This window comes from Paenibacillus aceris (assembly GCF_017874035.1).
GTDB lineage: Bacteria > Bacillota > Bacilli > Paenibacillales > NBRC-103111 > Paenibacillus_E > Paenibacillus_E aceris.
On record NZ_JAGGKV010000006.1, the window covers coordinates 76,567 to 101,778 of the forward strand.

At 45.4% G+C, this 25,212-nt stretch carries 27 protein-coding genes and 1 riboswitch; of the genes, 16 read left to right on the forward strand and 11 right to left on the reverse strand.

The genetic code is table 11. The annotated features are described in order from the left end of the window. The first annotated feature begins 219 nt into the window (after window positions 1-219). The 6 genes from J2Z65_RS13115 (at window position 220) to J2Z65_RS13140 (ending at window position 6,299) form a co-directional block, all read left to right on the forward strand. Window positions 220-1,320, forward strand: a complete 1,101-nt coding sequence (locus J2Z65_RS13115; RefSeq protein WP_167060574.1) for an amidohydrolase/deacetylase family metallohydrolase — start codon at window positions 220-222, stop codon at window positions 1,318-1,320. Then, window positions 1,298-2,401: a DgaE family pyridoxal phosphate-dependent ammonia lyase gene (locus J2Z65_RS13120; RefSeq protein WP_167060578.1), complete on the forward strand. Its 1,104-nt coding sequence runs from the start codon at window positions 1,298-1,300 to the stop codon at window positions 2,399-2,401. Before J2Z65_RS13115 ends, J2Z65_RS13120 begins: the two co-directional genes overlap by 23 nt. A 1-nt stretch (window position 2,402) precedes the next feature. Continuing rightward, window positions 2,403-3,158 (forward strand): 2-dehydro-3-deoxy-phosphogluconate aldolase, encoded by a 756-nt coding sequence (dagF, locus tag J2Z65_RS13125; protein ID WP_167060581.1) that lies wholly within the window; start codon window positions 2,403-2,405, stop codon window positions 3,156-3,158. After that, the gene (locus J2Z65_RS13130; RefSeq protein WP_167062650.1) at window positions 3,151-4,167 is read left to right on the forward strand and encodes a sugar kinase; all 1,017 of its coding nucleotides are present in this window, start codon (window positions 3,151-3,153) and stop codon (window positions 4,165-4,167) included. Before dagF ends, J2Z65_RS13130 begins: the two co-directional genes overlap by 8 nt. A gap of 11 nt (window positions 4,168-4,178) precedes the next feature. Beyond that, window positions 4,179-4,892, forward strand: coding sequence for a UTRA domain-containing protein (locus J2Z65_RS13135; protein ID WP_167060584.1), 714 nt, complete (start codon window positions 4,179-4,181; stop codon window positions 4,890-4,892). 81 nt (window positions 4,893-4,973) lie between these two features. Further along, window positions 4,974-6,299 (forward strand): GntP family permease, encoded by a 1,326-nt coding sequence (locus tag J2Z65_RS13140; RefSeq protein WP_167060586.1) that lies wholly within the window; start codon window positions 4,974-4,976, stop codon window positions 6,297-6,299. Window positions 6,300-6,429: 130 nt separating this feature from the next. On the opposite strand, the gene J2Z65_RS13145 is transcribed toward J2Z65_RS13140, so the two are convergent. After that, window positions 6,430-6,627, reverse strand: coding sequence for a cold shock domain-containing protein (locus J2Z65_RS13145; RefSeq protein WP_028556542.1), 198 nt, complete (start codon window positions 6,625-6,627; stop codon window positions 6,430-6,432). A 127-nt stretch (window positions 6,628-6,754) separates the two neighbouring features. Further along, window positions 6,755-7,471 carry a class I SAM-dependent methyltransferase gene (locus J2Z65_RS13150; RefSeq protein WP_240159805.1) on the reverse strand — a complete coding sequence of 239 codons (717 nt, stop codon included), beginning with the start codon at window positions 7,469-7,471 and terminating at the stop codon, window positions 6,755-6,757. Window positions 7,472-7,723: 252 nt separating this feature from the next. Between J2Z65_RS13150 and J2Z65_RS13155 the strand changes: the two genes are divergently transcribed. The 5 genes from J2Z65_RS13155 to J2Z65_RS13175 all read left to right on the forward strand — a co-directional run bounded on the left by J2Z65_RS13155 (window position 7,724) and on the right by J2Z65_RS13175 (window position 11,713). Beyond that, entirely contained in the window at window positions 7,724-7,915 is a 192-nt protein-coding gene (locus tag J2Z65_RS13155; protein WP_167062653.1) for a hypothetical protein, read from the forward strand. A 274-nt stretch (window positions 7,916-8,189) separates the two neighbouring features. Continuing rightward, window positions 8,190-9,026 (forward strand): YjbE family putative metal transport protein, encoded by an 837-nt coding sequence (locus J2Z65_RS13160; protein ID WP_167060592.1) that lies wholly within the window; start codon window positions 8,190-8,192, stop codon window positions 9,024-9,026. Window positions 9,027-9,114: 88 nt separating this feature from the next. Next, window positions 9,115-9,297, forward strand: a complete 183-nt coding sequence (locus tag J2Z65_RS13165) for a hypothetical protein (protein ID WP_167060595.1) — start codon at window positions 9,115-9,117, stop codon at window positions 9,295-9,297. A gap of 248 nt (window positions 9,298-9,545) precedes the next feature. Beyond that, the gene (gene pepF / locus J2Z65_RS13170; RefSeq protein WP_240159806.1) at window positions 9,546-11,336 is read left to right on the forward strand and encodes an oligoendopeptidase F; all 1,791 of its coding nucleotides are present in this window, start codon (window positions 9,546-9,548) and stop codon (window positions 11,334-11,336) included. 65 nt (window positions 11,337-11,401) lie between these two features. Further along, window positions 11,402-11,713, forward strand: coding sequence for a LapA family protein (locus tag J2Z65_RS13175; RefSeq protein WP_167060598.1), 312 nt, complete (start codon window positions 11,402-11,404; stop codon window positions 11,711-11,713). A gap of 65 nt (window positions 11,714-11,778) precedes the next feature. Here J2Z65_RS13175 and J2Z65_RS13180 read toward each other — a convergent pair whose 3' ends face one another. Further along, complete coding sequence (locus J2Z65_RS13180; protein WP_167060601.1) at window positions 11,779-12,594, reverse strand: DUF92 domain-containing protein; 816 nt, start codon at window positions 12,592-12,594, stop codon at window positions 11,779-11,781. Window positions 12,595-12,765: 171 nt separating this feature from the next. Here J2Z65_RS13180 and J2Z65_RS13185 point away from each other — a divergent pair, with 171 nt between their 5' ends. After that, window positions 12,766-13,956 carry an HD domain-containing phosphohydrolase gene (locus tag J2Z65_RS13185; protein ID WP_167060604.1) on the forward strand — a complete coding sequence of 397 codons (1,191 nt, stop codon included), beginning with the start codon at window positions 12,766-12,768 and terminating at the stop codon, window positions 13,954-13,956. Window positions 13,957-14,008: 52 nt separating this feature from the next. On the opposite strand, the gene J2Z65_RS13190 is transcribed toward J2Z65_RS13185, so the two are convergent. Beyond that, window positions 14,009-14,632 carry a fumarylacetoacetate hydrolase family protein gene (locus tag J2Z65_RS13190; RefSeq protein WP_167060607.1) on the reverse strand — a complete coding sequence of 208 codons (624 nt, stop codon included), beginning with the start codon at window positions 14,630-14,632 and terminating at the stop codon, window positions 14,009-14,011. Window positions 14,633-14,649: 17 nt separating this feature from the next. Next, window positions 14,650-15,909, reverse strand: a complete 1,260-nt coding sequence (locus tag J2Z65_RS13195) for a CapA family protein (protein ID WP_240159807.1) — start codon at window positions 15,907-15,909, stop codon at window positions 14,650-14,652. A gap of 153 nt (window positions 15,910-16,062) precedes the next feature. Here J2Z65_RS13195 and J2Z65_RS13200 point away from each other — a divergent pair, with 153 nt between their 5' ends. Together J2Z65_RS13200 and J2Z65_RS13205 are read left to right on the forward strand one after the other, a co-directional pair. After that, window positions 16,063-16,836, forward strand: a complete 774-nt coding sequence (locus J2Z65_RS13200; protein ID WP_167060610.1) for a metallophosphoesterase family protein — start codon at window positions 16,063-16,065, stop codon at window positions 16,834-16,836. Between the two features lie 81 nt (window positions 16,837-16,917). Next, window positions 16,918-17,136: a hypothetical protein gene (locus J2Z65_RS13205; RefSeq protein ID WP_167060613.1), complete on the forward strand. Its 219-nt coding sequence runs from the start codon at window positions 16,918-16,920 to the stop codon at window positions 17,134-17,136. Window positions 17,137-17,233: 97 nt separating this feature from the next. Here J2Z65_RS13205 and J2Z65_RS13210 read toward each other — a convergent pair whose 3' ends face one another. Further along, on the reverse strand, window positions 17,234-17,869 hold the full coding sequence (locus tag J2Z65_RS13210; protein ID WP_167060615.1) for an O-methyltransferase: 636 nt from the start codon (window positions 17,867-17,869) through the stop codon (window positions 17,234-17,236). A 117-nt stretch (window positions 17,870-17,986) separates the two neighbouring features. Here J2Z65_RS13210 and J2Z65_RS13215 point away from each other — a divergent pair, with 117 nt between their 5' ends. Next, window positions 17,987-19,135, forward strand: coding sequence for a THUMP domain-containing class I SAM-dependent RNA methyltransferase (locus tag J2Z65_RS13215; RefSeq protein ID WP_167060618.1), 1,149 nt, complete (start codon window positions 17,987-17,989; stop codon window positions 19,133-19,135). A gap of 62 nt (window positions 19,136-19,197) precedes the next feature. Here the strand turns inward: J2Z65_RS13215 and J2Z65_RS13220 are convergent, their stop codons facing one another. Further along, window positions 19,198-19,974: a metallophosphoesterase gene (locus J2Z65_RS13220; RefSeq protein ID WP_240159808.1), complete on the reverse strand. Its 777-nt coding sequence runs from the start codon at window positions 19,972-19,974 to the stop codon at window positions 19,198-19,200. A 1,083-nt stretch (window positions 19,975-21,057) separates the two neighbouring features. On the opposite strand from J2Z65_RS13220, the gene J2Z65_RS13225 reads away from it, so the two are divergent. Further along, window positions 21,058-21,756 carry a hypothetical protein gene (locus tag J2Z65_RS13225; RefSeq protein WP_167060624.1) on the forward strand — a complete coding sequence of 233 codons (699 nt, stop codon included), beginning with the start codon at window positions 21,058-21,060 and terminating at the stop codon, window positions 21,754-21,756. 42 nt (window positions 21,757-21,798) lie between these two features. Here J2Z65_RS13225 and J2Z65_RS13230 read toward each other — a convergent pair whose 3' ends face one another. The 4 genes from J2Z65_RS13230 to J2Z65_RS13245 all read right to left on the reverse strand — a co-directional run bounded on the left by J2Z65_RS13230 (window position 21,799) and on the right by J2Z65_RS13245 (window position 24,946). Continuing rightward, a complete protein-coding gene (locus tag J2Z65_RS13230; RefSeq protein ID WP_167060627.1) occupies window positions 21,799-22,287 on the reverse strand; it encodes a DUF2798 domain-containing protein in 489 nt (162 codons plus the stop codon). A gap of 205 nt (window positions 22,288-22,492) precedes the next feature. Continuing rightward, on the reverse strand, window positions 22,493-22,888 hold the full coding sequence (gene gloA2 / locus J2Z65_RS13235) for an SMU1112c/YaeR family gloxylase I-like metalloprotein (RefSeq protein ID WP_167060630.1): 396 nt from the start codon (window positions 22,886-22,888) through the stop codon (window positions 22,493-22,495). 230 nt (window positions 22,889-23,118) lie between these two features. Next, window positions 23,119-23,418, reverse strand: a complete 300-nt coding sequence (locus J2Z65_RS13240) for a hypothetical protein (protein WP_167060633.1) — start codon at window positions 23,416-23,418, stop codon at window positions 23,119-23,121. A 108-nt stretch (window positions 23,419-23,526) separates the two neighbouring features. Next, window positions 23,527-23,619, reverse strand: a riboswitch (cyclic di-GMP riboswitch). 100 nt (window positions 23,620-23,719) lie between these two features. After that, window positions 23,720-24,946, reverse strand: a complete 1,227-nt coding sequence (locus J2Z65_RS13245; protein ID WP_167060636.1) for an MDR family MFS transporter — start codon at window positions 24,944-24,946, stop codon at window positions 23,720-23,722. Window positions 24,947-25,212: the final 266 nt, after the last annotated feature.

Consider the following 25,212-nt stretch of genomic DNA (forward strand, 5'->3'; position numbering starts at 1 on the left):
AAATTTAACCGCATATTCCATGCCTTGCTCACCATGGCAAAATTATCATTTTAAACATTATAACGTTATATTTACTTGGACGATCCGATATGCTATTCTAACATTATAACGTTATATTCAATTAAATTATTTACAACCTTCTCCTACATATAAGGAGAACTTCCAAGGAAGACTTAGTGAAAGCGTTAATAATTCGAGTTATGGAAAAAGGTGACATGCATGCAAGAGCGATTCGTCCTACACAATGTAAAGCATGTAAGCGGAGAATTTCTCGATATTGTAATCGAAGATGGAAAAATTGCTGAATTGACAAGTCCCGGTCAGGGACAAGGAAAGCAGATTGTTGACTTCTCGGGTGCCTATGTTTCGAGCGGCTGGATCGATATGCATGTTCATGCATTTCCTGCATTCGATCCTTATGGGGATGAAATCGATGAGATTGGCATCAAACAAGGTGTCACCACGATTATTGATGCCGGAAGCTGCGGAGCTGACCGTATTGCGGAGTTAGCTGAAAGCAGAAAGCATGCTAGAACGAACTTATTCGCTTTTTTAAACATTTCACGCATTGGGTTGCAAAGGATCGATGAATTATCCGATATGTCCTGGATTAATCACGAGAAGGTTGTTGAAGCTGCACGAACATATAAAGACTTCATCGTCGGTTTAAAAGCAAGAATCAGCAAAAGTGTTGTTCGCGATTCCGGCATTGAGCCTTTGCGTGCTGCGCGAGCACTTTCGAATGCGACCTCACTTCCCTTGATGGTCCATATCGGTTCAGGACCGCCGAGCATTGAAGAAGTCATTTCTCTTTTAGAAAAGAAAGACATCATTACGCATTATTTGAACGGGAAAGCGAATAACCTTTTTGATGAAGACGGCAAGCCTTTGCAGGTACTTACAGAAGCGATAGCAAGAGGCGTACATCTGGATGTTGGTCACGGCACGGCAAGCTTTTCTTTCAAAGTTGCGGAAGCCGCGAAAAAGCATCATATCGGTTTGGATACAATCTCGACAGACATTTACCGCGGGAATCGCTTGAAGGGACCTGTATTTAGTATGTCCAACATATTGACGAAATTTCTGTACTTGGGCTATTCGCTTCAAGAGGTCATTGATGCGGTTACCTCCCATGCTGCAAGTTGGCTGAACAAGCCGGAATTGGGTCGAATCCAAGTTGGTGATACGGCCAACCTTACGCTTTTTACCGTTCAGAATGAGGAGATTGTGCTCATTGACTCCGAAGGGGACCAACGTACGGCAGATCAAACAATTCAACCTAAAGGAGTAGTTGTGAATGGCGCTCTCATTAAATGCTAAATACGGCCTTAAACGGGTTATCAATGCAAGTGGACGCATGAGCATTCTAGGTGTATCCGCTCCGACCGATACCGTTATGGAAGCCATGAAACATGGCGGTCAAAATTACGTTGAGATCGCGGATCTCGTCGATAAAGCCGGCGACTATATGGCAAAAATTCTTGGCTCCGAAGCCGCCGTTGTCGTCAACTCCGCCTCAAGCGGAATCGCTCTCTCTGTCGCGGCAGTCGTAACGCAAGGGAATCGCCGGATGAGCGAACGATTGCATCAGGACCCGATTGCCAAGCGTGAAATCATCATTCTCAAAGGCCACAACGTCCAGTACGGAGCTCCCGTGGAAACTATGGTTTACCTTGGAGGCGGCAAGCTCATCGAAGTTGGCTACGCGAATGAAGGAAAAGCTGAACATATCGAAGATGCAATTACCGAAAATACAGCCGCAATTCTCTATGTCAAATCCCATCATGCCGTCCAAAAGAACATGATCTCCGTTGAGGAAGCATGGGAGATCGCTCAACGTAATAACGTGCCGCTTATCGTGGATGCTGCAGCGGAAGAAGACATTCAAAAGTATGTGAAAGTTTCGGATCTAGCTATTTACAGCGGATCAAAAGCGATTGAAGGCCCTACTTCAGGTATTGTCGGCGGCAAACGCACTTATATCGAATGGCTTAAAGTCCAACTGCATGGTATAGGCCGGAGTATGAAAGTCGGAAAAGAAACCACGTTCGGCTTGCTTCAAGCATTGGATGAATATGGTGTCAAAGAAGACAAAAGCGAGCAAGAAAAAGCTGCTTTACAGGTGCTAATGCCGCTGAGCGAACTAAAGGGCATTAAAGTAACGATTGTACAGGACGAAGCCGGCCGTGCCATTTTCCGCGGGCGCATTCAAATTGATCCAGAGCAAACCGGGACGACGGCTAAAGAAGTCGTAAACGGGCTCCGCGAAGGTGAAATCGCCATTTATACACGCGATTACGGCGTGAGACAAGGCTATTTTGATATCGATCCACGTCCGCTTCAAGGCGATGATATTGAGGTTATCGCTGCTCAAATACGTAAACTTGCAGGAGGTCAATAACATGTCCAACATGGCAAAACGACTTTATAAAGGCCGCGCAGCTCTTAATGTGCTCGCTAACAGCGTAGAAAACGCGAAAGAAGTATTCGAAGCAGCTGAGGGATACGTGCTAGTCGGTGTCCTTTCAAAAGATTATCCAACAGTGGAAACTGCCGTTGCCGCAATGAAAGAATACGGGAAAGCGATTGACGAAGCCGTATCCATCGGACTTGGCGCAGGAGATAATCGTCAAGCCGCTGTCGTTGCAGCCATTGCCAAGCATTATCCAGGCACGCACATCAATCAAGTGTTCCCTGCTGTTGGCGCTACACGAGCAAACCTCGGCGAGCAAGACAGCTGGATCAACAGCTTGGTCTCTCCAACTGGCCGCGTAGGTTATGTCAATATTTCAACAGGTCCTGTGAGCGCGGCTCAATCCGAGCATGCCATCGTACCTGTCAAAACAGCCATCGCGCTTGTTCGCGACATGGGCGGAAATGCCCTCAAATATTTCCCAATGAACGGCTTGAGCCGTGAAGACGAGCTTCGCGCCGTTGCTCAGGCTTGTGGCGAAGAAGGCTTTGCTTTAGAGCCAACCGGCGGCATCAACATGGAAAACTTTGAAACGATTCTGCGCATCGCGCTTGAAGCCAAAGTTCCGCAAGTCATCCCTCATGTCTATTCGTCGATCATCGACAAAGCAACGGGAAAAACAAATACATCGGATGTACGCGAATTGCTCAGCATCATGAAGAAACTAGTTGATCAACATGGCTAAGCGAATTGCTGCTTTTGGAGAGGTTATGATGCGCCTGCAGGTGCCGGGGTATGAACTCTTATCTCAAGCCAGCTCGCTACACTACACGTTCTCCGGTACAGGCGTGAATATAAGTTCAGCCCTAGCTCGCTTCGGGCACACCGGATATCTGATCTCCAGATTGCCGTCCAACGCTGTGGGAGACGCGGCGGAAGCTTACCTGCGCAAATTAGGTGTCAACTCGTCGATGATTACCCGCGGCGGTAACTACGTCGGCATGTATTTTTTAGAAAATGGTTTCGGAGCGCGGCCCAGCCGCGTCACGTATTCCAACCGTCAGGAAAGCAGCTTTAACACCGCTCCTGAGAACACTTATAATTTTGCTGAAATTGCTAAAGATATAGATATCATCCATTTCTGCGGGATTACGCTCGCTATGAATGATCAAGTGCGGCGGCATATGAAAGCTTTGGCCAAAGAAGTTAAAGCATGCGGCGGCATCGTTGTTTTCGATTGCAACTATCGTCCGGCCCATTGGGGCGAGGGTGGCTATGCGAAAGCAAAACCTCACTATGAGGACATGCTGCAGCTCGCAGACATTGTCATGATGAACGAGAAAGACGCCATGTACATTCTTGGCATGCAAACCGATCAAACCGAACGTCAAGAGCAACTGATGGAGCTGATTCCAGCGGTAGCAGACAAGTATCAGATCGCTGTCATTGCAGGAACGCATCGTCATATCAACAATGACAACACTCATTCCTTACGCGGATTTATTTATAAGAATCAAGCGTTCACCTTTTCAAATCTGCTCACATTTTCTATCTATGATAGAATTGGTGCTGGAGATGCTTACACAAGCGGTATCGTTCATGGGGAAATCCAAGGATTTTCACCCGAAAAAACGGTTGGGTTTGCAGCTGCCGCTGGCATGCTTGCACATACCATTGTCGGCGATACCCCCATGTCATCCGAAAGCGACATTTTGCGCGCGATGACGGAAGCCGTAGGCGATGTAGAAAGGTAGTGAACGTTTAGGTGAACTTATCCCGCAATAAACGACCCTTATATTTGCAAATTATGAATATCCTGAAGGATCGCATCTTACACGGTGTGTATCCTTTGGGTACCAATATTCCATCCGAACCCCAGTTAGAGCAGGAATTCAACGTCAGCAAGATCACTGTTCGCAATGCCATCAAAGAATTGGCGCAAGAAGGCTATTTGGAAAAAGGCAGCGGCAAAGGCACCAAAGTTATTCGAAATGCTTCTCTGTCCAAGCTGTCCAAATGGAAACGTTTCACAGAGGTGCTCGTTGAAGAAGGCTACCGAATTCACAAACAGCTGCTGCGAGCTGAAATTGTCACGAATATGGCGGGAACCTTGCCTTATCAGTTGTTTGGAGAGCGCTGTTTCTATATAGAGCGATTGTATCACTTGAATGAAAAGCCCTATATTCACTATTCCCACTATCTTTCGCTGCAAATGTCCACAATCGAGCTCACGGATTTGAATGATCAATCCCTGTACGAGCTGCTTGAAGACCATGGCATTGTCTTGGAAAAATATCGGGATGAGTTTGCTGCTGTCACCGCTCCCTCACCTATCGACGACATGCTGCAGGTGAAAGCAGGTACGCCTTTGCTGAAAAGATTACGGTATTCCTATGATGAACATGGTGCTCTAATCGAATTCAGTGCAGGACATTACAGCACCGAAATGCACAATTATGTCGTCAATTACGATATTTAGGAAAACGGGTACAGGCTCGATTCCTTTTCTCGTCCACACCTTGATAACGCTTACTAACTTCATGAGAAGAGGGATTTTACGATGAATATATATCTACTGATGGTCACTCTGCTTGCTATCGTCATTGTCATACTTGGTGTAGCCTGGTGGAAATGGCATGCCTTTATCTCTTTAACCGTCGCCAGCTTGTTCCTTGCGCTTATGGCAGGCTTGTCCATGGATAAGATCGTTGGCGCTTATGAAACCGGCGTCGGCGCTGTTCTTGGCCACTTGGTCGGTATATTGGCGCTAGGTACAATTTTAGGAAAAATGATGTCGGATTCCGGTGCCGGCACACAAGTAGCCAATTTCTTCATTCGGGTATTTGGTGAAAAACGTTTGCCATGGGCCATGCTGCTATCCGGTTTTATAATTGGGATCCCCGTCTTTTTTGATGTCGGGATTGTCATGCTGCTGCCGCTCGTCATCTCCATTCACAAATCAACGAAGCAAAATATTTTGCTGATCGGCTTACCCGTCATTGCCGGATTGTCCATTGTTCACGGTCTGGTGCCACCGCATCCTGGCGCTATGACAGCCATCGGTATTTATAAAGCAGACATCGGTAAAGTGCTGATTTACTCTCTGATCATTGCGATTCCAGCTGCGATCATTGCAGGGCCGTTGTTTGCCAAATGGGTAAACAAGCGTGTTGTTCCTGAGAATGAACCAGAGCTTTTGGATGCAAGCACAGAGCCTGAGAAATTGCCCGGCGCTGGTATTTCCTTTTTCATTATCTTATTGCCTGTATTGTTAATGGTTCTGTCCGTGATCGCGCCTTATCTGCCTGTTCCGAGCGGTTTCATGAAATTCCTCGTATTTATCGGAAATTCCGTGATCGCGCTTCTTATTTCTTGTTTCGCTGCGTTTTATTTCTTGGGCATTCGCCAAGGCATGAACAAAAATTACATCAGCAAGCTGTCACACGATTGCCTGCTGCCTGTAGCTTCGATTATTTTGATCATCGGTGCCGGCGGCGGATTTAAACAAATCCTTATCGCCAGCGGCGTTGGAACTTCCATTGCGCAAATGGCCGAAAATATCTCCCTCTCTCCGATTGTGCTGGCTTTCATGGTTGCCGGATTAATCCGTGTCGCAACAGGCTCGGCGACTGTCGCCTTAACGACAGCCGCGGGTATTGTTTCACCGATCGTAGAGCATATGTCAGGCGTTAATTTGGAGCTGCTGGTTATCGCAACTGGCGCAGGCTCGCTCATGCTATCTCACGTCAACGACGCCGGCTTCTGGATGGTCAAGGAATACCTCGGGTTAACGGTCAAAGAAACGTTCAAAACGTGGACCGTACTGGAGACGCTCCTCTCATTCATCGCATTCGGAACCGTGCTGATCATAGATATGTTCGTATAAAAAAAGCCTGTGCATCCCCTCCAAAAGGAGGTGTACAGGCCTTTCTTACAGCAAAAAAGACAGCCCCAATGGGACTGTCTCTGTTGTTTGTGCTATGACACTCTATTTATAAGTGGGGACTCCCAATTTCTTATAATTTTGTGACGTTAGCTGCTTGAGGACCACGGTTGCCTTGAGTGATATCGAACTCAACGGATTGGCCTTCTTCTAATGTTTTGAATCCTTCGCCCTGAATCGCGGAGAAGTGAACGAATACATCGTCGCCTCCATCAACAGAAATGAAACCGTAGCCTTTTTCTGCGTTAAACCATTTAACTGTACCTTTCAAGTGAACAACCTCCTAAAAATATCGCCATCTATGACGAATAAGGAAATTATACCATCACATTTGGGATAAATCAACGAATAAAAAGCCGTAGACAAGCTAAAATTTGTTGATGTACCAACGTTTTCCACTATGCAGAGCCGCTCTTAATTATGCTTAAATATTGATGAGAATTCGGTAAAAATGGGAGGCTCGCCTCTCTTTTTCCCACCAAATGCCCCTCAATTGTGAGATCGTTCATTAGTTTCGAAAGGCTGCTGTATTCAACCGTACGAAAACTGAGCAATGGATAAATCCGCACCTCACCGCCAGACTTGACGACGCGAAGCAGCTCTCGCACCGCCTTCAGATGAAAGGCGTAATCGAATTGCTCTTCATAAAGAAAGAGAAAATGACTGCACAATACGAAATCGAAGGATTCTTGCTCAAAAGGCAGCGACGGAAGATACGCCGCATGATACCTCGAAGCACCATCACGGCTTGAGAAGTCCTCTAGAAACCTCTCAAGGCCCTTAATCCGGCCGGACGTATGATTGTGAAGTGAACCGTAGAACGTCCAGTCATAGACATCCTGCAGCTTCTCCATCTTTGCCGCGACAAGTTCAATCTCTTGTCTGCCATGCCGTTCAATCGCCTCTGGCGATTGATCATAAAGCGGATCGACCGCCTCCGAGAGAATACCAAGCTGCCTTGCTTCTGCAGTGAACGAAGACGCTCCGCCTGCAACATCCAGGACACGCTTACCTTGCAAATCTGCGGTATGCAGCATAAACATTTTCTCGTACTCTGCGTACGATCTAGAGGTCATTGCGACCCCAACTTGCTCATAAATACGTATGTGTTCCATGCTCATCTCTCCTCAGCTCAATGTTCATCTCAACTAAATGCCTCATAACCCGTTTCCCTCTGGAAAGGATTAGGAGAATATTACCATGCGGGCTTTCCGCTGGCAATAGGAATTTCTTGACTAGCCGTTTGGAAATCGCGTTTATTTATGATACGATTGCATATATCTATAAGCTTACTACAGAAACGAGGAACAACCGTGTCAAAACAACCTTTCAAGAAACATACAATCTACAAAAAAGATAAATGGAACATGCTCAATGTTGAAGTCCAAGGAACCAAGATTGTTCTTACTGAGATTTCGGATCAGTGGGGCGAAGAGTGCCACACTTTTATCGGGCGGCCGGCAATGCTGCACTGGGCTAACGAGCGATTTGCCAAGGAGAAGTTCGATGGCACCGAGGAAGAATGGCAAGCGATTATGGATGCTTTCAAAGAAGTATAATCCACTTGGACCAAATGTCTTGACTTTCATTCTTTGGCTTTCTATAATTAACTTATAAGTTCATACGCAATACTCCAAAGGGGAGTAGCTGATACAGTAAAGTCGTCAATTCGGATCCTCATCAGATCCCGGCTTTATTGGCAACGACTATCGTTGTTAGCAAGACCTTTGCCAATTTTTTGGTGAAGGTCTTTTTTGATGAATTAGAGCCTTCACCGGTCATCGGTGCTGGGCTCTATTTTTTTCAAAAAAATATGCTAAAGGAGTGGTTGTTGTGGAATGGTTGTCAGCAGGCTTTTTCGTCTCATTACTCAGTATTATTCTTATTGATTTGGTGCTTGCAGGAGATAACGCGATCGTTATCGGTATGGCGGCACGCAATTTGAAAAAGGAAACGCAAAAGAAAGTTATCTTATGGGGAACGGTTGGCGCCATCGTTATTCGCGCTCTGGCAACTCTAATTGTGGTTACACTTCTGAAAATCCCTGGCCTTCTCTTAGCGGGTGGAATCCTGCTCCTATGGATTTCGTATAAGCTGCTTAGCGAAAAGAAAAATCACGAGCAGGTTCAAGCAAAAAACAGCATGTGGGCTGCGATCCGAACGATTATTATAGCCGATGCCGTAATGGGGCTCGATAATGTTATCGCTGTCGCCGGCGCTGCTCATGGAGATTTCCTGCTCGTCATCATCGGCCTTCTCGTCAGTGTCCCGATCGTTGTCTGGGGCAGCACACTGTTCATCAAATGGATTGAGACTTATCCATGGATCATTTATATCGGTGCAGGCGTACTCGCATTAACTGCAGGTAAAATGATTACCGGCGAAAAGTTCCTGTCCCCTTATTTCGCTTCAAATCCGCTAAGCAAATGGCTGTTCATCGGTCTTCTCATTGTGATTGTACTTGCGGCAGGCAAATGGTCCAAAATGGTCGGCTACCTCGTTGAAGTGGGTGACCGCGGCCAGTTAACACTCCCGAAGGAATTAAGCGACGAAGCGCAAATTGCGCCAGAGGATCGTTTTACGGTCAAAATGGATTCCCGCGGCAAGCTCATTTTGGTGAAGACGGAAGATGATGAGAATCCGGATGAAACTATGCAGCATGCCGGGTGAAAAAGGAGTTTGCCTGTTTACAGCGAAAGTTACTATCATGCAGTAGTTAGTACGCGTCATATTCTATAGGGATAAGGATGATTTACTCATGACCGAATCCGGTTCTATACTCACATTTATTCTCGTATCCTTTTGCCTTGCCATCATTTTGATTATGAAAAAAGACAGCCTTCCGGCACAAATGAAACGGTATCTCGCCTTGTTGGCGATTGTGATGGTCTCGATTTCGTTTGTTCTTATCTTGATCAGCTTCTTCGGCGCCGGAAAGTAAATTTACTTCCTTCCAGCTTTTTCTTATAATCATAAATGAGTGGGTTAACGGTCATACTAGGTGAAAACCATGAAATGGGTTTAAATCAAAAAAGCCCCACATGGGTACATGCCGGGAGCGTGACCGTAATGCGCTGGATCTATGTGACTGCGGCAATGGGACTTCTCCTTAGCTCTGTCCCAGCAGCCGATTTGCATGCGAAAGAGGACCGATTACCCCAAACTCAAAACAAGGACAGGAGGGCTCTCATGGCTCAACTATTGGAACGCAAGCAAGTACCTGCCGAGCACCGTTGGAATCTCGAAGATTTATATGCCGATGGTAAAGCTTGGGAAAAGGAATTTCAGGATGTGAAGAGCTCGCTTGGCAAAATCAGCGCCTTCCAAGGAAAACTTAACGATGCCGCTACCGTCAAGCAATGTTTCCAGTTGGAAGATGAAGTCTCTTTGAAAACAGAAAGACTCTATGTGTATTCCAACATGAAACATCATGAAGATACAGCAGAACCCACTTATCAGGCCTTATCCGAAAAAGCGAAAAAAATTAGTGTCGAAGTGGGCGAAGCGCTCTCCTTTATTTCACCGGAAATTCTAAGTCTATCCGATGAAAAACTTCAGCAATTGGTGAACGATCCTTCTTTATCCTTCTACAAAGACACGCTTGAAGAGATGATTCGTCAGAAGCCGCACACGTTGTCCAAAGAACAGGAAGCGCTGCTGGCTCAAGCAGGTAATATGGCGGGAGCGCCAAGCACGATTTACGGCATGTTGAATAACGCCGATTTGAAATTCCCTGCAATCAAGAATGAAAAAGGCGAGGAAGTCCAGCTTACCCACGGCAGCTACATCCAGTTCTTGGAAAGCCGCGATCCGGAAGTTCGCAAAAATGCTTTCCATGCCGTATATGAAACTTACCGCAACAATAAGAACACGATTGGCGCTACGCTAAGCGCGAATATTAATAAGAACATTTTTTATGCCAAAGCGCGCCACTATCCTTCCGTTCTGGAATCGACCCTTTTCGGCGATAACATCAAGAAGGAAGTGTATACGAACTTAATTTCCACCGTTCACGACTCTCTGCCGCAGCTGCAGCGTTATCTGAAGCTTCGTAAAAAGCTGCTAAAAGTCGATGAATTACATATGTATGACCTCTTTGCTCCGTTGGTTGAAGAGTTCAAAATGGATATTACTTACCAACAGGCCAAAGAAGAAATCAAGAAAAGCTTAGCCCCTCTGGGTGAAAACTACTTGAAGATTCTTCAAGACGGCTTCGATAACCACTGGATCGACGTTTACGAGAACAAGAATAAGCGTAACGGCGCATACAGCTGGGGTGCCTATGGCACACATCCATATGTGCTCTTGAACCATAAAGACAATTTAAACAGCATGTTTACCCTGACGCATGAAATGGGTCATGCCATCCATTCCTACTTATCCGATGAAAATCAAGAATACCGCTATGCGCAGTATACGATTTTCCTTGCGGAAGTCGCTTCAACCCTGAATGAGGCGCTGCTCATGGACTATTTATTGAAACGTGTAACGGATCCGAAAGAGAAGCTCTATTTGTTGACATACTATGCGGATCAGTTCCGGACGACGGTTTTCCGTCAAACGATGTTTGCTGAATTCGAAATGATCACACATGAGAAATCGGAGCAGGGCGAATCTCTAACACCTCAAGAATTCAGCGAGATCTACTATGGCTTGAATAAGCTGTACCATGGCAAGGACATGGTCGTGGATCAGGATATTGAGATGGAATGGGCGCGTATCCCCCACTTCTATAACAGCTTCTATGTGTACAAATACGCAACAGGTTTCTCGGCTGCGACCAGCTTTGCGAAGCAAATTTTGGATGAAGGCCAGCCTGCCGTTGACCGTTACTTGGGCTTCCTGAAAAGCGGCGGCAGCGACTACTCCTTGAATATCCTCAAAAAAGCCGGCGTTGACATGTCCACACCGGAGCCGATCAAGCAAGCCATGAGCGTCTTCAGCTCCCTGCTTGATCAGATGGAAGAGCTTACGAAGTAAGTGCAAGCGGAAGGTTGGAGGCGCAAGCTTTCAACCTTTTCGCAGCTTGAAAGGATGTATGCCGGATGAAGATGCAATGGATTCTGATCTGCGCTTTACTATTCGCCCTCCTTACAGCTGTTTTCGCAGTCGTGAATGTCGAACCGGTGCAAGTTAATTTCATATTTGCCCAAACGTCCATCCCGCTCATTCTTGTCATTTTGACCTCTACGTTGTTGGGTGGTTTGATCGTTGGTCTATTCGGAATGGTTCGTCAGTACAAGCTGCATCGTAAAGTGAAGCAGTTGGAAAAGCAGTTGCAAGATGCCGCGCTGTCTCCTGTCGCGCAGCAGCCTGCTAGGGAATCCGTTATTGAAGCGCCGCCTACCGTACATTAAAGAGAAAAGTGCAGCAAATGTATTGAATTCGGAAATTCAAACATTTGCTGCACTTTTTTTCCTGTTCAACCAGCGGACAAAAACCACAATAGGCAGCACAGAACGCCTCCGATCAGCGAGGAGAGGGCATTCACACGATCATTGGTCATGAATTTCATACCGCGTATTTGTGCAGCGTTCTGCCCGCAGTGGACCTCTTTCTCCACCGTTTTTCCACAAACCGTACAACGATACATCACCTGCAGCGTTGCCCCTAACCAAGAATCGGCCAATGAACCCAACAACCCTGAAATCGCACCGAGCGCAATGAAAACAGATAGTCTACTTATCACATATCCCTGCTCTCCCATCAAGCTAAACCATCCACTGATCCATCCAATAAACGCTCCTCCAGCCACAGAGGCCAGCAAGCCAAGAACACTTACGCCGCCTGATGTTCCCGCTGGAACACGTCTCCCATTCAGAATAGACCTAGGCTCAGATGCGCTCATTCCGCCAATCTCAGTAGCCCATGTATCCGCCGTAACGGTTGCCATTACCCCAACAAATAATACCCACCAAACCGGATCAGGCCATAGGGTATGACCCATGCAAAGCACTAAACCAAGTCCGCCATTGGCCGCAACTTGTCCCGCATCGCGCCTTCCGCCTTTGGCATAGCCGCTTTCGGCAGCGGCTTTACGCTGATGCTTAAGCTTGGATAATATGCTGGAAGAAACAAAAAAAGCGATCAACGTCCCAAACCAGGCTAAGCTTCCGAACACAAACATGAGGGTTCCAAGCACCACCGCAGAAATCAAACCAGACAGCGAGAGAGATCCTCTCCAATAGGCTGCTCCTGCAATGAGCAAACTCCCAATTACTCCCCAAATCCAATCCATTTCAGCACCTCTATTCCCACTTATTGTAGCATAGCTGGATTGGGGCTTCATCCCGAAACCCGTCACAAACTAATTTCGACAAAACCATGCATAAATCGGGTAATTTTAGCAGGAAGTTAATCTTTTTACGAGAATATTATGGTAAGATAGTTCGAAAGTTAGGAGGCTGACATGGAAAACGATCACATCCCGTTCAAGTCCCAGGTCAAAAAAGACTTGGAACCTCAAGAAATGCTGCGCATTATTTTTGAATACGCAGCCAAAATTGCCAATGAACGCGTGCTCGAAAATGTCCTCATGCTGATGGCGGATATGGGTCGCGAAATGATTGTTTCAGATCGTTGCACGGTTTGGCTGCTCGATACGAGCAAGAATGAGTTATGGTCCAAAGTAGCTCATGGACTCGATGAGATTCGGATTCCGAGATCAGCCGGCCTTGTCGGTTATGCTGTCACCCATGATAAAGCAGTATTTATTGATGATGCTTACACAAATGAACAATATAAGACATACTTGCTTAATGGCGCTCTTTCCACAGACCAGCAAACAGGCTACCGCACGAAAGCACTGATGGTCATTCCTTTTCGAAACAGCCAGGGTGAAATTATGGGCGCTTATCAAGCCATTAATAAGCTGACGGAGTGTGGGCAATTTACGGATAAAGACATGGAATATTTGACACTCGCTTCCTCCTACGCGGGCAAATCCTTGGAATCCGCGCTTCTCACGAGCGAAATTGAAGAAACGCAAAAGGAAATTATTTTCACAATGGGTGAAATTGGCGAGAGCCGCTCCAAAGAAACAGGCAACCATGTCAAACGTGTCGCTGAGTATTCCTATCTCCTCGCACTTGGATTAGGCATGAGCAAAGAAGAAGCTGAGCTGCTCAAAATGACTTCGCCAATGCATGATATCGGTAAAGTAGCGATCCCCGACAGCGTGCTCAATAAACCAGGGAAATTAACTGACGAAGAATTTAAAATCATGCAGCATCATACACTGATCGGCTATAACCTGCTTAAAAAATCCAATCGACATATACTCAAAACAGCGGCAATTGTCGCCTATGAGCATCATGAGAAATGGAACGGACGCGGATATCCCCGTGGAATCAAAGAAGAAGACATTCACATCTACGGGCGAATTACCGCAATTGCCGACGTGTTCGATGCACTAGGCAGTGAGCGTGTCTACAAAAAAGCCTGGGAGTTGGATCGCATCCTGCAGCTGCTTAAAGATGAACGCGGCGAGCACTTTGATCCCCGAGTCGTTGATGCGTTTTTTCGTCAATTACCAGCGATCCTTCGCGTTCGCGAGCAGTATGCCGATGCGACATTAGAGAATGCGGCAGATAATCAATAGAAAAGGGCAAATCTCTCAGGTCAATATCGACCTTAAGAGACTGCCCTTTTTTTTATAGGTGAACCGTAACGGCTCCAAATACTTCTTCGCCCCAAACCAATTCCAAAAGGTCGCCCTTGTGCACAGGACCTACCCCTTCAGGAGTCCCCGTGTAAATGATATCGCCAGCACCCAGCCCATAATGCTTAGCTATGTAATCAATGATGGTTTGCAGATCGAAGATCATGTTGCTGATATTTCCGTTTTGGACCACTTGTCCGTTCTTACGAAGCTGGAAATTTTCCTCGGTAAGCTTGGAAGCACCGGGAAATTGACGGAAGGCTGTGATCGGCGCTGACTTCAGAAAGCCTTTGGCCGGCAGCCAAGGTTGGCCCTTTTTCTTAATGACAGACTGCACGTCTCTTAGAGTAAAGTCGATACCAAGCGCATATTTGTCAACAATTTCATCCACGCGAATGCCTTCATGATAAGGCTTTGCGATATGCAGGACCAATTCAGCCTCATAGTGAATTTCACCTTGATCACCTGGAAGCGTCAGCTCACCGCCACTCATCTCGGCCAAAGCATGTGTCGGTTTCGTAAAAATCATCGGCTGATCAGGAACATCGTTCCCCAGCTCAGCGGCATGCGCCCGGTAATTGCGTCCTACACAGTAAATATTGCGAATTTCTGTCATGTAGTCGTCTCCTCACATTATTTCTTGCTAACATTTCCTTGCGTGTCCACCTTGGAACCGATCGAAATTTGACTCAACCTTTGGAACAACTTGGAGCTGTCTTCCGAGTTCATCGGTGTTGGCAGTGCGGCCTTGGTCAAAATAGGCACAAGATGGATATTGCACGATTGCTCCTTCGAGCATGCGGCTTCCAAAATAACCGTTTCCCATGTCTTAGGAGTATCATTTGTTGTAAAAATGAAATTGCCTAAACTATACGCGATCCATTTGCCCTTGTACTGCTCAAAGCCTTGTAAAACATGCGGATGGCCGCCAACGACCAGATCTGCTCCTGCGTCGATATACCGGTGCGCCAAATCGGTTTGGTTCTTATCCGGATGATCGCTTCTTTCGGCGCCCCAGTGCGCAACGACGACGACTAGATTAGCACTCTCTTTCGCTTTCTGAATGGCTTCTACCGGCAGCTTGTAGTTGTAGGTTTCTGCCACGCCCAGGTGACCGGGTCCTGCTTTCCAGGAGGCCTCCGGAACGACACGGCTAAAACCAAGGAAGGCAATCTTCACGCCATCTTTTTCCAATATGACCGGTTGATACGCTTCGTCCAAATCTTTGCCGGCACCTATGCGTTTAATGCCCTCTTGATCAAGAGCATTCATCGTGTCCTGCAATCCCTCCGGACCATAATCCATCACATGATTATTCGCTAAATTAACGAGATCAATGCCTGCATCCTTCAGCGGTGGCAGTGACAAAGGCGAGGAGCGATAGACGTAATCCTTTTTCTGAACGGTACCTCTAGTCGTTATGGGTGTTTCCAAATTAGCGATGGTGAAATCCGGCTTGCTCAAATAGTCTTTTACATTCGTATAAGGGTAATCATAGCCTTTTTGCTTCAAAATATCTTCCACTTTGGAGGCGAACAGCACATCTCCCACAAAAGTCAGACTCACTTGCCCGCCACTGCTCGCAGGCTTGTCCGTTATCGCGGGTGCCGGCGATGGCATGACAGCGTTTGCTGTAGATGCAGGGCTCGGCTTTGTGCTTGGCTCCGTACTCGCTGCTTGCGTCGGCTGAGGCGAATCAACAGCTGCCGGTGACGGCGCCGCCCCTTGCTCTTCGGCGGTATTGCTGTTCGACGTCCAATAGGATGCGCCAATACCTATGGCGAAACAGGCGGCTGCGGCCAGCGTGAGCCCTCCTATCACTTTCAGCGGAGTTTTCTTCTGAGGAGCTCGCTCTTTCTTCGCTTTACGGTGACGCTCTTGTCTGGATTCCATTCAAAACCTTCCCCTTTCCCCCTACAAATTATAGCAGAAGAATCTACCAATGGGTAATAGTCAAGTGCTCTCATTTTCAGATTGGACTCTGTATGGTATAACAGAAACAATACTATTCTTTATTGAAAATAGCATGGAAAGGGATCAAAAACGTTGGAAAAAATCGCGATTATTTCGGATATCCATGGAAATTTACCTGCACTTGAAGCCGTGCTTGCAGATATCAAGCAGCGTGGCATTGAACGGATCTATTGCTTGGGCGACCTGGTCGGCAAAGGACCTGATTCGGCAGCCGTTGTTGATTGTATTCAGAGGACTTGTGATGTTGTCATTCAGGGGAACTGGGACTTGGGGATCAACCTGCCGCAGGATCAGCCTGCCGGCATTTGGCAGCAGCAGCAGTTAGGGCCTGATAGGCTTGCTTATTTGAAGGAACTGCCTTTTTCCGTTGATTTACACCTAAGCGGCAAATTGTTCCGGCTGTTTCACGCTTCCTCCCTAAGCGTCTATCATCGCGTGAAGCGCAAAGCTTCCAAGAAAGAGCGCCTTGCCATGTTTCAAAATACGGAGATGACCGGAGAAACGGCTAACGGGAAACAGCCTGATATTGTCGGATACGGAGACATCCACATCCCTTATTTGATTACGATCAGGAACCCTTCGGAAAAACACACTGAAACGCATACGGACAGCGGGCTGATGCTCTTTAACGTAGGCAGCGTGGGCATTCCCTATGATGGCATTCCGCAAGCCTGCTACTGCGTTCTGGAAGGCAATCTGGGCAGTGTGGAGCAGGCAGGCTTCGCCATTCAATACGTTCGGGTTCCGTATGATATCGAGCTTGCTGTCCGGAGGGCTCACATTGTTCAAATGCCCGAAAGTGACCGTTATGAGCTTGAGATTACAACAGGTCTTGTGCATAAATAAGACAACACAGAAAAATAATTATGGAAATTAATTCCACAAAATGGTAACATAGGTGCATCATTGAAAGTGAGGATGCCATCTATGAAGTTGAATTGGCCAAAAATTGCATTCATCGTTTTATGCGCGGAGATTTTGCTCATATACTGGAACGGGATGAGTGCTATTCCTTTCAAAAAGCAGCAAATTGTACACCCCATTTCCACACCTCAACCTGCACCTCCTGTTACACAGATAGAACCAACAGCGCCTTGGCAATTAAGCGAATATCAATCACTTAAAATTCATCAGCAGAATTCTTAGAATAATATGCAAAAGGACCTTCAACTCCACTTATATAGTGGGAGGAAGGTCCTGTTTATTCATGAAGCCTCGCGCTAGGCAGGAACTCATGCTCGCTTTATTTCACACGTGCCAACGCCAAACCGTCATAGGCTGGAAGGATCGTGCTTTCCAAACGCGGATCCGTGGCAACAAGCTTATTGAAGCTGCGCATCGCTTGCACGGAGGCTTTGGTTTGGCTTGCATCAATAACTTTGCCCCTCATTAACGTATTATCGCCTGCAATAACGGCGCCTGGATTCGCTAATTGGATAGCCAGCTCCAAATAGTTCGGATAATTCACTTTGTCCGCATCGATAAAAAAGAAATCGAAACGCTCTCCCTGCGCGAGCAGCTCATTCAGGTGCACCAATGCTTCGCCGATTCGATACTCGACAAGTTCACCAAGTCCTGCATCCGCCACATTCTGCTTAGCTACATCGGCGAAATCCTGTTTCAACTCAAGTGAAACGAGCTTGCCCTCTGCTTTAAGCCCTCTTGCCAGGCAGATCCCGCTATAACCGCCTAAAGCACCTATTTCCAGCACCTTTTTTGCGCCAATCATTGACACAAGCATTGTGAGCAGTCTGCCATAACCGGGTGCAATGGATATTTCCGGCATATTATGGGTTCTAATGACTTCCTTTACCCGCTCCAGCACGGGATCATCCGCGTATAAGCCTTCCATATAGCTTTCAGCTGTTATGGTTTCCATGTTGTTCCTCCTAAGAGTTTTACCTGTTTCGTTTGTAAGTATATCTTATTTGTCCTATACTTGTTAATTGTATGAGTTTTATGAACGAAGCACAACCCGGATGGAAGGAATCTAAACATGCCACAACCTATCGAACTAATTGCAACTTGCCCAATGGGACTTGAAGCCATCGTTGCCCGCGAAGTCCGCGACCTCGGCTATACCGAGGTAACCGTCGAGAACGGCCGCGTACGCTTCACGGGAGATGAGCTTGCTATCTGCCGGGCCAATCTATGGCTGCGTACAGCGGATCGGATTCTGGTGCTTATGGGCCAGTTTAAAGCCCTGACCTTCGACGAGCTTTTTGAAGGCACAAAGGCCCTCTCCTGGCCAGACTGGATTCCTAACGATGCCGAATTCCCTGTGCAAGGGCGTTCCCATAAGTCACAACTGTCCAGCGTACCTGCCTGCCAAGGCATCGTAAAAAAAGCTGTCGTTGAGAAGTTAAAGCTTCAATACGGCACAGAATGGTTCCCCGAGAACGGGGCACGCTACGTAATTGAGGTTGCGCTCCTGAACGATATCGCGACACTCACGATCGACACCACCGGCCCCAGCCTGCACAAACGCGGCTACCGCAAACTTGTGACTGAAGCGCCGCTGAAGGAAACGATGGCGGCGGCCATGATCCTGCTCAGCCGCTGGAGCGTCGATCGACCGCTCTACGACCCGTTCTGCGGGTCGGGAACCATCCCGATCGAAGCCGCTATGATCGGCTGGAACATTGCGCCAGGCCTGCGGCGCAGCTTCCCCAGCGAAGCGTGGGGCAACGTGCCGCGCAAGCTCTGGGACAAAGCGCGCGACGAAGCCTTCGACGCGGTCCGTGACAATGTGCCGCTTCACATCATCGGCAGCGATATTGATCCGTCTGCCATCGAAGTGGCAGAGGCCGCCGCGAAGTCGGCTGGCTTGACGAAGCAGTTCCAGCTTCGCGTAGAACCGGTAGCCAAAGCCCGCCCGCGCGGCGACTATGGCTGCCTGATCACCAATCCGCCATACGGAGAGAGGCTTGGCGAGGCCAAGGATGTCGAGGTCGCGCTGCGCGAGCTCGGAGCGCTTACAGCTCCAATGCCTTCGTGGAGCATGTTCATTTTGAGCCCGAGCACGCAGCTCGAGCATTACATGAACCGCCGCGCCGATAAGAAGCGCAAGCTGTTTAACGGGCGGATCGAGTGTAACCTGTACCAGTATCTTGGTCCATTTCCTCCGCGCAGGCACGATAAATAGTCTCCGAGATTTTAATAAGACAGCGGCAGCTGAGACATTACGTCTTAGCCGCCGCTGTCTTATTATAAATAATGCATTGTTACTTCGCTTCTGACAAAAAATCTTGCATTAACTCCTGTTTGCCCAATGCCTTTAGATATGTAGTAAGCCCCAAATTGATGTTTATGTAATCCCTTATAAATCCCCTTTCTAGGCAACTTACCTGCGTTTTTGATATGAAAGAAAAATGGAATATTGAATTGTTTACCGTGAAGATGTCCAGCCATTAAATAGTCAAAGCCTTTATTTAAATGCAGTACTACGTTAGGATCGTGGGTAATAATGAGTTTAGTTCTACGATCATCAACAGTTTGAAAAGCAGCTTCAATGTCACTCCTACCTGAATCGAAATCATCAATTCCAATTAATTCAAATCGTTCTAAATGCAGCGACTCGTTTCTTAACAAATGAAGCCCATATTTTCTTAAAAGCTTGACAATATCTATGACATTTTTCTGCTGATAATCATGGTTTCCAAGAACACAATATATGGGCACGTTACAAATAGTCATCGCTCTCAAGTACTCTTCTAGTCTAGGAAGACTTTTTCGGTATTTGGTAAAATCACCAGTAATGAATACATAATCGGGTTTTTCATTATTAATAATAGCGGCTATTCTGGATGGACTAATTCTTAATCTTTCAACATGCAAATCACTTATTTGCAGGATTCTCACATTTAAATTAAGAGCATATTTTATTCGCTCAATTTTTAGCCATTGTGTTGGTAAGATAAAGATTATGTAGCAAATAAATAGAACTAAGAATAAGTAAAGGCAGTTCAATACATTTCCTTCCAAGCGCATCCTCCTCACCAAAAATAGGACCTCATACAACTGGGATCGTTAAGGTGTATATTCTAAGTTTTATTATAGGGTTAATACATTAATGCCACATGAGTATAAGAGTTCAATCTTGTTGCCTAAGTTGACATCATTATTTTCGTTTTTATTACTACTTTTATCGATTAGAACGGTTCTTTCAGTCCCTGCTCTTTTAGTAGGAGCACTATCTACAATTTCCTTATCCAGAGTATCACTACAGGAAGTTAATAAAACTAGCAATAAACTAAAAACAATTAATCTATGCATTTATTGGAATATCCCTCCATTTACTTTTGTTTACTTATATTAGACGAACTATTATACATTTCGTTTAAATACCCACTGTTTTCGCTCCTCATCACGCTTCGGACACAGCGGCGGTTATTTAACATGGATGCCCACCATAAATAGGGGAACTCCATTCCCTTATTTATGCAAAAAGCTGAATTTCGTGGGTTTGGGGGAACTACAGGCTCTTATTCAACCTCCATCGTCCAACTTTCTGTCAAAATGGCGAAATAGCGGACCCTAGTTCCCTTTCCCTCGCGCAAAGGGATCTTTTTGGCAAAATAGCGGCCTCTAGTTCCACTTATAAACATATAAATTATATAATGTCGAAATAAAACAGCGGCAGCTGAGACTTTTTTGTCTTAGCTACCGCTTTCTTTAATTGACCTAGCGTTCTATGTTAAAAGTAGCGCCTAAAGCGGTGAAACGCTATCGATAGGCTGGAGTGTTTTGGTCATTATCAAATCTATTTGTTAGACTTTGAATACCTTTTTAAAATGTGATATTAATGCTGGTATTAGTAATCTATCGGTAGAGATACAAATATATGATGATTCAGAAGGTTGGTATACAATTGATATTATTCCTCTTCAAAAGAATTACTTACAAGCAGTAGAAAAAAGTTCATGAACAAATACAATGAAATTATCCGAATGCGAATCACCAAGATTTTAGGCTATATCATTGCCAGATAAACTCTGAATTCATGGAGCGTAGATCATAAAATAGTGACTACGCTCCATGTATCACAAAACAAAGGAGATTACTTATATGAGCCACTTTGAAGATATGGATAAAAGCTATGTTAAAAATTTAACTAGAACTGAGTATTCACGACTTGAAAATATTAATTTTCAAGCTATTCCGCCGCTGGACATTGCGAATAACGAATTATCTCCCATAGCAGAATATTATATTGCTCCATTCATATTTCTAGTACCGGAAATGTGTCTTATTATTCCACTAACACATATAAATCTAAATGACGATGCACTCCGACAATTACTTTGCCATTTTCAAAGTATTCATGTCGTAACGTCTAAAGGAAATCCCGTTGAACTAAGATTAGAGAATCTTAATCCTAAATCGAAAGAAAAGTTTACTCTGTTAATGAGCGAAAATAAGATAAATCCTTTCGTTTTGGATTTATACCAATTTCATGGTGTACATACCGCTTCGGGTGACTTTAAGTATGTCAGATTTAATCAGTCTATTAATCCAACCTATGAGGATTCGATTCATTCAATTCACATTCAAGAATTCGACGAAATATGGAGTCATATTAGACAAATATACTCTGAAAAGAAATATGTGTATCTCTGTCCAAATTGGTTATTCTCCGACCAGTTATCCAACTCAATCGCTTTGAATTACTTTTCAACAGCCTGCAAAGAGGTTTACTTGAGTATAGATAATACGACGTCACACATTAATGGAATAATCCTTTCTATTGACTATAAAAATGGATAAAGACTACTCTGCAACTATTATTGATCTTTAATTCTCGGTCAATTAACTTAAAGCCCCCGAAATTCTTTTCCCTTTAACGAAGGTAACGAATAAATACCGAACAAGCGGACCCACAATAATGAGTTGAAGCGGAAAAGCAAAAACAAAATTTTTCAACACCAAAGATAAATAACTTTCTAGCAATGATTCCCCAACCAGACTGCCGGAAAAGTAAGCATTCCCCAATCCATAAAGAGACATAAAGAGAACCATTCCACTAACCATAAAAAATGCAAGGGATACTATCACAAATGCTTTCTTAGATTTGTCGTATGGTAATGAAAAAGCAATTTTTTTTGCCACTGGACCGACAATAAATAGTTCCAATAAGGACGCGATAAAAAAGACTAGAATAAGTTGAGCAAGTATTTCTTTCAAGGATATCGTGCCAATCAAGCCGCGGGTAAATAAATTATAAAATGTCATAAATACGACCATCCCAGCGCACATCATCAATCCAAAATAAAAATCTTCTTTCTTTGTTATTGGCAATTTCCATCATCCTTTCAGTTTGTCCTTGTTATTATAGCGATAGTGCAAGCCTCCTCATAAGTGAACAGTTTATGAACATTTCTCATATGCGCTCCCGCATAACAAAAAAAATCCCTCAACCGTTTCTCTGACAAATCGTCAGCCAAGCGATAGAAGGATTTATTTTTTCAGCATAACTCGCAATTGGTCATTCTTTAATAGGTATTCATCCTGCTTGCTCCACCAATTCCAAAGGCAGCCCGTCCGGGTCTGCAAAAAACGTATACCGATCACCGGTTATAGGATCAATGCGGACCGGTTCAACCGATATTCCCTTGCTCTCCAGCTCTTTGACGCTTTGGTCCATGTTCTCAACCACAAAAGCCAAATGACGAAGACCGCGCGCTTCCGGCCTATTCACTCTCATTGGCGGATTCGGGAAGGAGAATAGCTCAATCTGCTGCTCTGTCTCACCAATTCGCAGATCCAGCTTATAGGAGTCACGTTCTGCCCGATATGTTTCATTCACAATGGTCATACCTAACAGATCAACATAGAAATGCTTCGAACGCTCGTAATTCGAGCAAATAATTGCGACATGATGAATACGGTTGAGTTCCACTGCTGCGCCCCCCGACTCTGTTAAAAAACCGCATTCGGGGACCTCCCCCTCCTACGGCTCATTACATTAATTTTATCCGTCTGCTCTCGTCGTTTCAACAATTTTATTCAAAATACATAGTTCTTAAGAACTATTATCGCCATGAAACTTATTATATCAGCACCTGTCGATTTGTGATAATCATTTTGTTGATAATCGACTTGTCTCCTCAAATAAAAAGAACAGCTCGCCTATATAGGCTGAACCGTTCTAAGTTTGGATGTCAAGATTTGGTAGAGTCTTGTCATAAATGCTTCAATCTGCGGCATCCTCGGCATTTTCACAGAAAGCTTGACTTCGCCTTTCCAGTAGAAAATAAAGATACTGTTGCTTCTTCCATGAAACATTTCGACATCCCAACATGCTTCGTTAAGCGCGTATTCTTCTAGATTAATCAGTAGCTTTGGTCCATCCGAGGATGGCACCAAACGGGCAACATGATTGCCGCAAAGTGAAGTTACTTTCTGCTCTTCATGTAGTTCAGACTGCATGCTGTTTGGTCCTCCTTTTTTTTATTCATAGGTTATGAGAGTTATGACAGAGAAAAACCCCACCATAGTGTACCGATCGGAGGGGGATCTAAGTTGAATACCCAATCGTTCGGCAGCTGGCTGGCAACAAGTCCGTTTCAGAACAAGGTAGCCCCTGTAGCTTTGCGTCACTGACTTTCGCCAGTTTTGCCATTGTCGAGATGTGTTGTGAAGTCTTTTACAAGAAATAACTACACTCTCAAGAATAAGGGAAGTTGTTTTGAAATCGTATAGTTCATAAGAACTAATTTTTCATTTTCTTTCAAAAAATTTCTTTTTTCGACCTATTTCTCATCAATATTTGTAGATTATTGGCGCCCTTCCAATAGAATAAAGAGCCCGCGATAGTCACAACAGCAATTACGAGATAAAGTGTGGTTCCGCCATAAGTAACGAGTAGAAAGCCACCCACCCATGGGCCCATAAAGTGACCCACGTTCGTTAAAGTTTGGGCTCCAAAATAAGTACCGCGCATATGCTCAGGCGCCAACTTGTCAATAAGCATGTTCGCCGCGGGGTAATTTAATATTTCTCCAAGTGTAAAGATCGCCATTGAAACAATCATCGGAATAAGGGAATGCGAGAACGCAAAACCGACATCTCCTAATGCAAACATCAAATTGCCAAAGATGATAGCCACAATTGGCGTGTACTTGTCGGATATCCGTGTAAGCGGTATTTGCAAAGCAATAACCACGATGGCATTGACGCTCATAAGAACAGCAAACATTTTTACACCTTCGGTGAAATTTTGCTCTAAATACTGCGAAAGTGTCACCATAACCTGCGAGTAGCCGATCGCTCCAATGATCCCGCCAAGAATGTAGTAGCGAAACGTGACATCACTGCGGATGACCCGCAAAGCCGAGACGAATGTAACAGGCTGTTTCTTCTCCCCCTCGATTTGCTTAATGCCAAAAACAATGAGGAGAACATAGAGCGTAACGGCATAGATAAAATAGACAATTCCGGTAAGTAGAAATGGCAGAGCCCCGTCCATCGTTGCAAAAAAGGCCCCTAATAATGGTCCTACAGCTACACCGACGTTAATGGCCATATATCTCATTGAAAATACGCTGAGGCGTTTAGCCGGTTCCGTTAGATCTGCCATCAACGCTTGCGACACTGGTTCGTAGAAGGAACGGCACAAGCCGTTCAACATGTTGAGCAGCATAAACAAAACAGGTAATTTCACAACGCTAAAGCCTACAAACACTACTGCCCATCCAAAAAGAGCAGCCAGCATGATGATACGTCTGCCGAATCGGTCTGATAAGTTACCGCCGATAAAGCCGCCAATCGTTCCTGCCAAAGCTCCCATCCCGATGACGATCCCGATCATTACCGCGCTCATCGACGTATGATTAGCTAAGTAAATCGCCAGGAAAGGAAGACTCATGGATGACGCCGCCCTGGCCATAACCGTGCCTAAAATTAACGTATGTACAATCGGATGATAGGAACCAAGAAAAACACGTATTCGATTCATCTGTCAGAGCTCCTCTTGCTGTTAATTTACCAAAGGTTAAGACTTTGAGATCAAGAACCCATTATACACGAAAAACAGCGGTTCGTGTCCTTAATTATTATTTTTTGTCGAACAAAAAGCTGGTTCCCCGTAATCAAACGGGAAACCAGCTTTTTATATACGATCTGCAGTGCTGCATGCCCACATCTGCAGGTTATGAAAGGGAAGAATCGTTACCTCATCCGGTAAGTATTTTATTTAGACATCTAACTATATGTTCAAAAAAA

Bases quoted from the DNA above. Each gene is read 5' to 3' on its own strand.
- J2Z65_RS13195 (WP_240159807.1), bottom strand. From the start codon at position 15,909: ATGGAATCCAGACAAGAGCGTCACCGTAAAGCGAAGAAAGAGCGAGCT.
- J2Z65_RS13165 (WP_167060595.1), top strand. From the start codon at position 9,115: ATGACCGAATCCGGTTCTATACTCACATTTATTCTCGTATCCTTTTGC.
- J2Z65_RS13205 (WP_167060613.1), top strand. From the start codon at position 16,918: ATGAAGTTGAATTGGCCAAAAATTGCATTCATCGTTTTATGCGCGGAG.
- J2Z65_RS13155 (WP_167062653.1), top strand. From the start codon at position 7,724: ATGCTCAATGTTGAAGTCCAAGGAACCAAGATTGTTCTTACTGAGATT.
- J2Z65_RS13240 (WP_167060633.1), bottom strand. From the start codon at position 23,418: ATGCAGTCTGAACTACATGAAGAGCAGAAAGTAACTTCACTTTGCGGC.
- J2Z65_RS13175 (WP_167060598.1), top strand. From the start codon at position 11,402: ATGAAGATGCAATGGATTCTGATCTGCGCTTTACTATTCGCCCTCCTT.
- dagF (WP_167060581.1), top strand. From the start codon at position 2,403: ATGTCCAACATGGCAAAACGACTTTATAAAGGCCGCGCAGCTCTTAAT.
- J2Z65_RS13225 (WP_167060624.1), top strand. From the start codon at position 21,058: ATGAGCCACTTTGAAGATATGGATAAAAGCTATGTTAAAAATTTAACT.
- J2Z65_RS13185 (WP_167060604.1), top strand. From the start codon at position 12,766: ATGGAAAACGATCACATCCCGTTCAAGTCCCAGGTCAAAAAAGACTTG.
- J2Z65_RS13115 (WP_167060574.1), top strand. From the start codon at position 220: ATGCAAGAGCGATTCGTCCTACACAATGTAAAGCATGTAAGCGGAGAA.
- J2Z65_RS13140 (WP_167060586.1), top strand. From the start codon at position 4,974: ATGAATATATATCTACTGATGGTCACTCTGCTTGCTATCGTCATTGTC.
- J2Z65_RS13190 (WP_167060607.1), bottom strand. From the start codon at position 14,632: ATGACAGAAATTCGCAATATTTACTGTGTAGGACGCAATTACCGGGCG.
- J2Z65_RS13130 (WP_167062650.1), top strand. From the start codon at position 3,151: ATGGCTAAGCGAATTGCTGCTTTTGGAGAGGTTATGATGCGCCTGCAG.
- pepF (WP_240159806.1), top strand. From the start codon at position 9,546: ATGGCTCAACTATTGGAACGCAAGCAAGTACCTGCCGAGCACCGTTGG.
- J2Z65_RS13120 (WP_167060578.1), top strand. From the start codon at position 1,298: ATGGCGCTCTCATTAAATGCTAAATACGGCCTTAAACGGGTTATCAAT.
- J2Z65_RS13215 (WP_167060618.1), top strand. From the start codon at position 17,987: ATGCCACAACCTATCGAACTAATTGCAACTTGCCCAATGGGACTTGAA.
- J2Z65_RS13180 (WP_167060601.1), bottom strand. From the start codon at position 12,594: ATGGATTGGATTTGGGGAGTAATTGGGAGTTTGCTCATTGCAGGAGCA.
- J2Z65_RS13245 (WP_167060636.1), bottom strand. From the start codon at position 24,946: ATGAATCGAATACGTGTTTTTCTTGGTTCCTATCATCCGATTGTACAT.
- J2Z65_RS13150 (WP_240159805.1), bottom strand. From the start codon at position 7,471: ATGGAACACATACGTATTTATGAGCAAGTTGGGGTCGCAATGACCTCT.
- J2Z65_RS13210 (WP_167060615.1), bottom strand. From the start codon at position 17,869: ATGGAAACCATAACAGCTGAAAGCTATATGGAAGGCTTATACGCGGAT.